The organism is Pseudonocardia lutea, assembly GCF_042658055.1.
Classification (GTDB): Bacteria; Actinomycetota; Actinomycetes; order Mycobacteriales; family Pseudonocardiaceae; genus Pseudonocardia; species Pseudonocardia lutea.
The window spans coordinates 8,198-16,083 of sequence record NZ_JBHSQK010000099.1; the positions used below are offsets into that span (position 1 = coordinate 8,198).

Below are 7,886 nucleotides of genomic sequence, written 5' to 3' on the forward strand. Positions count from 1 at the left end.
CATCAGGCGCCCCAGCTCTGCGCGAGCAGCGCCGCCTGCACCCGGTTCTCCGTGCCCAGCTTCACCAGCAGGGCCGAGACGTACTTCTTCACCGTCGCCTCGGCCAGCCCGAGCCGGCAGCCGATGGTCGCGTTGGACTCGCCGTCCGCCAGCAGCCGCAGCACCTGCGTCTCGCGCAGGGTCAGGTCGGCCGGGCGCGGCGGGGTGGGCGCCGGCTCGGGCACCAGCCGCGGCAGCAGCCGCGCGGTGATCCGCGGGTCGAGCACCGCGCCGCCGGCGGCGAGGTCGAGCACGGCCCGGATCAGCGCGTCGGGCTCGGCGTCCTTGAGCAGGAACCCCTGCACGCCGATCCGCAGCGCCTCCGTGACGTACTCGTCGAGGTCGAAGGTCGTGAGCACGGCCGCGGGGACCGCGTCGGGCCGGGCGCAGAGCACCCGCAGCGCGTCGAGGCCGGACCGGCCCGGCATCTGCACGTCGGCGAGCACCACGTCCGGCCGGTGCTCGTCGACGGCGGCGATCAGCCCGTCGCCGTCGGCGGCCTCCCCCACCACCGCGACGGTGCCGCGTGCCTCCAGGACGGTGCGCAGACCCGCCCGGAGCAGCGCCTCGTCGTCCGCGAGGACGACGCGCACGGGTCCGGAGGGACCGCTGGGGGAGTCAACGGCCATGCGGGGAGGGTAGTCGGTCGGGGATCGCGACCGGGAGGACTCGCCGCGCCCCGGGACGATCAGCGGCGCCGGCCCTTGCGCTCCCGCTTCTCCCGGACCCGCACCGACAGCCGGATCGGCGAGCCCGCGAAGCCGAACTCCTCGCGCAGCCGCCGCTCGAGGAACCGGCGGTAGCCCGCCTCCAGGAACCCGCTCGTGAACAGCACGAACGTCGGCGGCCGGGTGCCGGCCTGGGTGGCGAAGAGGACCTTCGGCTGCTTGCCGCCGCGCACCGGCGGCGGGGTCGCGGCGATGACCTCGGACAGCCAGCTGTTCAGCCGGCCGGTCGGGATCCGCTGGTCCCACGAGGCGAGGGCGGTCCGCATCGCGGGCGCGATCTTCGCGGTGGCGCGGCCGGTGAGCGCCGAGATGTTGATCCGCTCCGCCCAGCGGACCCGGCCGAGGTCGCGCTCGAGCTCGCGCTTCATCGCCAGCCGCCGGTCCTCGTCGACGAGGTCCCACTTGTTGAACACGATCACGAGCGCGCGGCCGGCCTCCTCGACCATGGACAGCACGCGCTGGTCCTGCTCGGAGATCGGCTCGCTCGCGTCGAGCAGCACCAGGGCGACCTCGGCCGCCTCGATCGCGGCCTGGGTGCGCAAGCTCGCGTAGTACTCCATGCCGCTGGCCGTCCTGACCCGCTTGCGCAGCCCGGCGGTGTCGACGAACCGCCAGATCTCGCCGTCGAGCTCGACGAGGGAGTCGACCGGGTCGACGGTGGTGCCGGCGACGTCGTGCACGACCGAGCGCAACTCCCCGGAGACCCGGTTGAGCAGCGAGGACTTGCCGACGTTCGGCCGCCCGACGAGGGCGACGCGGCGCGGCCCGCCGGGGGCCGTCCCGAAGGTCTCCCGCGGGGTCGCGGGCAGGGCCTCGAGGATGGCGTCGAGCAGGTCGCCGGAGCCGCGCCCGTGCAGGCCGGACACCGGGTACGGCTCGCCGAGCCCCAGCCGCCAGAGCGCGGCGGTGTCGGGGACCGCGCGCTCGTCGTCGACCTTGGTGGCGGCGAGCAGGACCGGCCGGTCGGAGCGGCGCAGCACCCGGGCCGCGGCCTCCTCGACCGCGGTGGCGCCCACCCGCGCGTCGACGACGAGCAGGATCGCGTCCGCCGTGCGCATGGCCAGCTCGGCCTGCGCGGCGACCTCCTTCTGGAGGCCGACGGCGTCGGGCTCCCAGCCGCCGGTGTCGACGACGGTGAACCGCCGCCCGTTCCACAGCGCGTCGTACGCCACCCGGTCCCGGGTGACGCCGGGGACGTCCTGCACGACCGCCTCGCGCCGGCCCAGGAACCGGTTCACCAGCGTGGACTTGCCCACGTTGGGCCGCCCGACGACGGCGAGGACCGGCGTCGGTCCCTGCTCGGCGGCGCCGTCGCCGGCTGCGCCGAACTCCTCGTCGGCGGCGGCGAAGTCGTCCGGGTCGAGGCCCAGCTCCGCCATGGCGGCGCGGTCGCCGCCGGTGATCGTCTCGTCCATCAGGCACTTCTCCGCATGCTCGTGGCTCGCATCGCGTCCAGGTCCGCGACCAGCGCGGCGAGGGCCCCGCGAACGGTCTCGGTGGCCGCGGCGAGCTCCGCGCGGCCCTTCCCGGTGGGCGCCGGCAACGGCACACCCACCAGCACGTCCACCCGGGGCCGGAACCGGCGGGCCCGCCCCGTCCCCTCCGGGCGCCGCGTCCCCCGGCACACGACCGGGAGGACCTGCGCGCCGGAGGCCCGGGCCAGCCACGCCGCGCCCTGCTGGGCCGCCGCGACCTCGCCGGTGCCGCGCGTGCCCTCGGGGAACACCCCGACGAGCCCGCCGCCGCGCAGCACCCCGAGCGCCGCGGTCAGGGGCGCCCGGTCGGGCTCGCCGCGCCGCACGGCCAGCTGCCCGATCCCGCGCAGCCCCCTCCCCAGGACGCCGGTGAACATCTCCTGCTTCACCAGGAACACCGAACGGCGCCCGAGTAGTCCGAAGAGCAGCGGGCCGTCGACGAGCGCACTGTGGTTCGCGACCAGCACGACCGGTCCGGTGGCCGGGATCCGCTCGCGGTGGTGCACGTGCACCCGGAACACCGGCCGGAAGCACCATGTCCCGACCCAGCGGGCGAGGTCGTGCAGCCGCGGGTCGGCACCCGCGGGGAGATCGGCCGGGCCCGCGGCCGAGGGCGCCCTCATGTGACGAGCCCGCGCTCCCGGACCAGCCGCAGCAGCTCCTCGAGCACGGCGTCGACGGACAGGTCGTCCGTGTCGACGACGAGCGCGTCGGCCGCGGCGTGCAGCGGCGAGGTCTTGCGGGTCGAGTCCAGCCGGTCGCGGCGCTGCACGTCGGCGAGGGTGCTGGCGGGGTCGCTGATCCGGCCGGCCTTGGCGTCCTGCCGGCCGCGGCGGACGGCCCGCACCTCCTCCGACGCGGTCAGGTAGACCTTCAGCTTCGCCTCCGGTGCGACCACGCTGCCGATGTCGCGGCCCTCGACCACGATCCCACGGCCTGCCGCGAGCGCCCGGTCGATGTACCCCCGCTGCCGGGCGACCAGCGCGGCCCGGACCGCGGGCACCGCGGAGACCGCGGACACGGCCTTGGTCACCGGCTCGTCCCGGATCTCGGCCTCGACGTCCTCGCCCGCCAGCAGGATCCGCGGCGCCGCCGGGTCCGTGACGGACTCCTGCTCCGCCGCGACCGCGACCTCGGCGATCCGGTCGGCCGCGCTCTCGGCGGTGAGCCCCGCGCGCAGGCAGGCCAGGGTGGCGGCCCGGTACATCGCCCCCGTGTCGAGGTAGGCGGCGTGCAACGCGCGGGCCAGCCGCCGCGACACCGTCGACTTGCCCGTGCCCGAGGGCCCGTCCATGGCGACGACGTCGTTCAGGACACCGTCCGGCCTCGGCCCGGTCATGCCTCACCCCTCGTGCAGATGTACGGAGGCTCCGGGCGGGTGTCCGACGACCCCGCGCGGGCCGCCGACCATTGTGCCTGCCGACCTGCGCCGCACCCCGACCCCCCTCGGGCCGGCCCCGGAGCGATCAGGAGGGGAGGTCGCGGCGCAGCGCGGCCGCCCCGCGCAGGTACACGTGCCGCAGGTCGGCGCGGGCGAGGTCGGTCTCGACGTGCGCGAGCAGCCGCAGCACCCGCGGCATGGCCCCGGGCACCGCGATCTCGGTGGCGCACATCAGCGGCACGTCCGTGAGCCCGAGCAGCCGGGCGGCGTAGGCCGGGAACTCGGCCGTGAGGTCCGGCGTGGCCGTGAACAGGATCGAGATCACGTCGTCGCTGGTGAGCTCGTTGCGCTTGAGCACCGCACTCACCAGCTCCGCCGACCCCTCGAGGATCTCCTCGCGCGAGTCGCCGTCGACCTGGATCGCGCCGCGGATCGCCCGGACCGCCACCCCCGGCCCCCTACAGCCCGACGGCCTTGTAGAGCGAGCCCACCTCGTGCTGGTTGAGCGGGCGGATCTTGCCCGGCCGCTGGTCGCCGAGGCGGACCTCGCCGATCGCGGTGCGGACCAGCCGCTGCACCGGGTGCCCGACCTCGTCGAGCAGCCGGCGGACGACGTGCTTGCGGCCCTCGTGGATCACCAGCTCCACCATCGACCGGCCGGGCAGCGAGTCGACCAGCCGGAACGAGTGCACCCGGACGGGGCCGTCCTCCAGCTCGATGCCCTCGCGGAGTCGCCGGCCGACGTCCCGCGGGACCTGGCCGAGGACCTCGGCCACGTAGGTCTTCTCCACCTCGTAGGAGGGGTGCATGAGCCGGTGGCCCAGCTCCCCGTCGTTGGTCAGCAGGAGCAGGCCCTCCGTGTCCTGGTCCAGCCGCCCCACGTGGAACAGCCGCCCGGCCTGGTTGAGCAGCTCGGTGCGCTGCATCACCAGGTCGCCGACGCACGGCCGGCCCTTGTCGTCCGACATCGTGGACAGCATCCCGACCGGCTTGTTCAGCGCCAGGTACACCTGGTCGTCCCGCAGCTGGATGCGGGAGCCGTCGACGTGCACCACGGCGGTGTCCGGGTCGATCCGCCGGCCCATCTCGCGCACGATCTCGCCGTCGACGGCGACGCGGCCGGCGGCGATCAGCTCCTCGGCCGCGCGGCGCGAGGCCACGCCGGCCCGGGCCAGCACCTTCTGCAGTCGCACCCCCTCGGCCTGCGCGGAGGAGGTGGGGCGGGACGGGCGGCTCATGCTCCGGTCCTTCTGGCGGTCCTGCTCGGGGTCCTGCTCGGGGTCCTGCTCGGGGTCCTGCTCACGGTCCTTCTTCTCACAGCTCGTCGATCGCGTCGATGTCCGGCAGCAGCGGGGCCAGCGGCGGCAGGTCCTCCAGCGAGGACAGCCCCAGCCGCTCCAGGAAGAGCTCGGTGGTGCGGAACAGGGTGCCCTGGGTGGGCCCGTCCACACCGGCCTCCTCCACCAGACCGCGCGTGAGCAGCGTACGCAGCACGCCGTCGCAGTTCACACCCCGTACCGCCGCGACCCGCGCCCGGGTGACGGGCTGGCGGTACGCGACGACGGCGAGGGTCTCCAGCGCGGCCCGGGTGAGCTTGGCGCGCTGCCCGTCGAGCAGGAACCGCTCGACGTAGGGCGCGTAGAGGTCCCGGGTGTAGAAGCGCCAGCCCTCCCCCACCCGCCGCAGGTCGATGCCGCTGCCCTGCTCGCGGTAGCTCTCCGCGAGCCGGCGCACCGCCCGCTCCACCCGGTCCACGGGCTGGTCGAGGGCGGCGGCGAGCGCCTGCTCGTCCGTCGGGGAGTCCACGACCAGCAGCAACGCCTCCAGGGCCGCGGTCAGCTCGTCCTCGCGGGCCAGCCCGGGGAGGCCCTCGACCTCGAGCGCGGCGTCGGTCTCGGCGTCGAGGTCAGGATCCGGGTTCGGCGTGCTCACTGGTCGGCTCACTCGGGGTCGTCCGGTCGGGGGTCCAGCGTACGGTCAGCTCGCCGAACGGCTCCGGCTGCTCCACGTCGATCGCCCGCTCGCGGTACAGCTCCAGCACGGCCATGAACCGGGCGACCACCTCGATCGGCGCCACACAGTCCGCGGTGAGCGCCGCGAAGGTCGCCTCCCCCAGCTCGGCGAGCCGCTCCCGCAGGATCGCCATGTGCGCCGGGACGGACACGTCGTGCTGGTGGATGTGGTCGGTGCCGACGACCGGCGGCGGCTTGGGCCGGAACACGCTCGCCGCGAGCTCGGCGAAGGCCGTGGCGTCCATGCCGAGCAGCACCTCGGGCAGCAGGCCCTCGAACCGCGGCTCCAGCGCCACCGACCGCGGGAAACGCCGCAGCGCCGTCTTCTCCAGCTCCGCGAACAGGCCCGCGACCTGCTTGTACGCCTTGTACTGCAGCAGCCGCGCGAAGAGCAGGTCGCGCGCCTCGAGCAGCGCGAGGTCCTCCTCGTCCTCCACCTCGGCGGCCGGGAGCAGCCGGGCGGCCTTCAGGTCGAGCAGGGTGGCCGCGACGACGAGGAACTCGGTGGTCTCGTCGAGGTCGGCGTCGTCGCCGAGCGCCGCGAGGTGCGCGATGAAGTCGTCCGTGACCTTGTGCAGCGCCATCTCGGTGACGTCGAGCTCGTGCTTGCCGATGAGCTGCAGCAGCAGGTCGAACGGGCCCTCGAAGTTGGAGAGCCGCACGGTGAACCGCGGACGCGCCTCCGGCCCGTCGGGACCGGCGCCTGCCCGCTCCGGAGCGACCGTCACCGGGCGATGACCTCGCGGGCCAGCATGCGGTAGGCCTCCGCCCCGCTCGAGCTGGGCGCCCAGGTGGTGATCGGCTCGCCCGCGACGGTGGTCTCGGGGAAGCGGATGGTGCGGTTGATGACGGCGTCGAAGACGAGGTCCCCGAAGGCCTCGAGCACCCGCTGGTGGACCTCGCGGGTGTGCACGGTGCGCGAGTCGAACATCGTGGCCAGTATGCCGATCAGGTCCAGGTCCGGGTTGAGCCGGTCCTTCACCTTGTCGATCGTGTCCATCAGCAGCGCGACCCCGCGGAGGCTGAAGAACTCGCAGGCCAGCGGGATGAGCACGCTGTCGGCGCAGGCCAGGGCGTTGATCGTGAGCAGGCCGAGGCTGGGCTGGCAGTCGACCAGCACGATGTCGTAGCGGTCCAGCACCCCCTTGAGGGCCCGGCCCAGCGCGTGCTCCCGGCCGACCTCGCTGACCAGCTGGACCTCGGCCGCGGACAGGTCGATGTTGCTGGGCAGCAGGTCCATGCCCGCCACGGAGGTCTTCAGGATCACGTCGTCCGGCTCGACCCCGCGGTCCATCAGCAGGTTGTAGATGGTCGCGTCCAGCTGGTGGGGCTGGACGCCGAGGCCGACGGAGAGCGCGCCCTGGGGGTCGAAGTCGACCAGGAGCACCCGGCGCCCGTACTCGGCGAGCGCCGCGCCCAGGTTGATGGTGGAGGTCGTCTTGCCGACGCCGCCCTTCTGGTTGGCCACCGCGATCACGCGGGCCGGGCCGTGCTCCGTCAGCGGTGCGGGAACCGGGGCGCCCACCCGGTGCCCTCCGCGGGGCCGCGGCGGGACCTCCTCCGGGCTCGGCTCCACGGTCGGGTCGTAGTCGGGCCCCGCACCGTCCCCGTCGGGTGCTGTGTCCATGCGGGCTCCGGTCTCCTCGTGTCGAAATCCGGTGTCGATCCCTGTCGTCTCCCGTGCCGGGTCTACCTCGGGCGCAGAGTAGGAACCCCGTAGGGCCGCGGCAACGCGCCACGCCCGGGCGTGTCGAACTTCCGGTCGAACTCACGAGACGCTAACCCACCCGGACCAGCCGGTCCCCGGGTGGGTCGGGGCGGGGTCGGCGACCCGCCGGAGCGGCCCGCCGGCTCAGGGGCGGAGGATCTCCACGAGGACCTCGTCGCGCTGCTCGTGCAGGGAGAAGTGCCCGCCCGGGAACACCCGCTGGGGAACCCGGCCGGGGCGACGGCAGCCCACCACCGCGCGTCCGCCGTGTCGCCCGCGAGGTCGTCGGCACCCGCCAGCAGGCGGACCGGGCAGCGCAACGGCGGGCCCTGCGGGTGGGTGTACCCCGCGACCGCCCGCAGGTCAGCGCGGAAGGCCGGGAGGAGCAGGGCGCGCGGCTCCGGGTGGTCGAGGACCCGGGCGTCCGTGCCGCCCAGCGGGCACCGCTGCGGGGCGAGCTCGTCGTCCGCGCCGCCGCGGGACACCGCCGCCGGCCGGCACGGTCGTCGTCGCGCGCGGAACGCGGCGGCGGGCCGGGGCCGG

Annotated in this window: 10 protein-coding genes; 1 reads left to right on the forward strand and 9 read right to left on the reverse strand. The window is 75.0% G+C overall.

Going from position 1 to position 7,886, the window contains the following annotated elements; all coding sequences use genetic code 11:
- Positions 1 to 2: 2 nt before the first annotated feature.
- The 9 genes from ACFQH9_RS28875 to ACFQH9_RS28915 form a co-directional block, all read right to left on the reverse strand.
- Positions 3 to 668 (reverse strand): response regulator, encoded by a 666-nt coding sequence (locus tag ACFQH9_RS28875; protein WP_379571036.1) that lies wholly within the window; start codon positions 666 to 668, stop codon positions 3 to 5.
- A gap of 59 nt (positions 669 to 727) precedes the next feature.
- Positions 728 to 2,182 carry a ribosome biogenesis GTPase Der gene (der, locus tag ACFQH9_RS28880; protein WP_379571038.1) on the reverse strand — a complete coding sequence of 485 codons (1,455 nt, stop codon included), beginning with the start codon at positions 2,180 to 2,182 and terminating at the stop codon, positions 728 to 730.
- On the reverse strand, positions 2,182 to 2,865 hold the full coding sequence (locus ACFQH9_RS28885) for a lysophospholipid acyltransferase family protein (protein ID WP_379571040.1): 684 nt from the start codon (positions 2,863 to 2,865) through the stop codon (positions 2,182 to 2,184). The genes der and ACFQH9_RS28885 overlap by 1 nt, the downstream gene beginning before the upstream one ends.
- The gene (cmk, locus tag ACFQH9_RS28890) at positions 2,862 to 3,581 is read right to left on the reverse strand and encodes a (d)CMP kinase (RefSeq protein ID WP_379571042.1); all 720 of its coding nucleotides are present in this window, start codon (positions 3,579 to 3,581) and stop codon (positions 2,862 to 2,864) included. Before cmk ends, ACFQH9_RS28885 begins: the two co-directional genes overlap by 4 nt.
- A 127-nt stretch (positions 3,582 to 3,708) precedes the next feature.
- Positions 3,709 to 4,071 (reverse strand): chorismate mutase, encoded by a 363-nt coding sequence (gene aroH / locus ACFQH9_RS28895; protein WP_345379003.1) that lies wholly within the window; start codon positions 4,069 to 4,071, stop codon positions 3,709 to 3,711.
- Between the two features lie 10 nt (positions 4,072 to 4,081).
- The gene (locus ACFQH9_RS28900) at positions 4,082 to 4,861 is read right to left on the reverse strand and encodes a pseudouridine synthase (RefSeq protein ID WP_379571045.1); all 780 of its coding nucleotides are present in this window, start codon (positions 4,859 to 4,861) and stop codon (positions 4,082 to 4,084) included.
- A 76-nt stretch (positions 4,862 to 4,937) separates the two neighbouring features.
- Positions 4,938 to 5,555: an SMC-Scp complex subunit ScpB gene (scpB, locus tag ACFQH9_RS28905; RefSeq protein WP_379571047.1), complete on the reverse strand. Its 618-nt coding sequence runs from the start codon at positions 5,553 to 5,555 to the stop codon at positions 4,938 to 4,940.
- On the reverse strand, positions 5,530 to 6,363 hold the full coding sequence (locus tag ACFQH9_RS28910; protein ID WP_379571049.1) for a segregation and condensation protein A: 834 nt from the start codon (positions 6,361 to 6,363) through the stop codon (positions 5,530 to 5,532). Before ACFQH9_RS28910 ends, scpB begins: the two co-directional genes overlap by 26 nt.
- The gene (locus ACFQH9_RS28915) at positions 6,360 to 7,262 is read right to left on the reverse strand and encodes a ParA family protein (protein WP_379571051.1); all 903 of its coding nucleotides are present in this window, start codon (positions 7,260 to 7,262) and stop codon (positions 6,360 to 6,362) included. Before ACFQH9_RS28915 ends, ACFQH9_RS28910 begins: the two co-directional genes overlap by 4 nt.
- Before the next feature lie 416 nt (positions 7,263 to 7,678).
- Here ACFQH9_RS28915 and ACFQH9_RS28920 point away from each other — a divergent pair.
- A partial coding sequence (locus ACFQH9_RS28920; RefSeq protein WP_379571053.1) for a hypothetical protein occupies positions 7,679 to 7,886 on the forward strand: 208 nt, incomplete at its 3' end.

Coding starts and splice junctions, on each gene's coding strand:
- ACFQH9_RS28875 (WP_379571036.1), bottom strand. CDS start 668: ATGGCCGTTGACTCCCCCAGCGGTCCCTCCGGACCCGTGCGCGTCGTC.
- der (WP_379571038.1), bottom strand. CDS start 2,182: ATGGACGAGACGATCACCGGCGGCGACCGCGCCGCCATGGCGGAGCTG.
- ACFQH9_RS28885 (WP_379571040.1), bottom strand. CDS start 2,865: ATGAGGGCGCCCTCGGCCGCGGGCCCGGCCGATCTCCCCGCGGGTGCC.
- cmk (WP_379571042.1), bottom strand. CDS start 3,581: ATGACCGGGCCGAGGCCGGACGGTGTCCTGAACGACGTCGTCGCCATG.
- ACFQH9_RS28900 (WP_379571045.1), bottom strand. CDS start 4,861: ATGAGCCGCCCGTCCCGCCCCACCTCCTCCGCGCAGGCCGAGGGGGTG.
- ACFQH9_RS28915 (WP_379571051.1), bottom strand. CDS start 7,262: ATGGACACAGCACCCGACGGGGACGGTGCGGGGCCCGACTACGACCCG.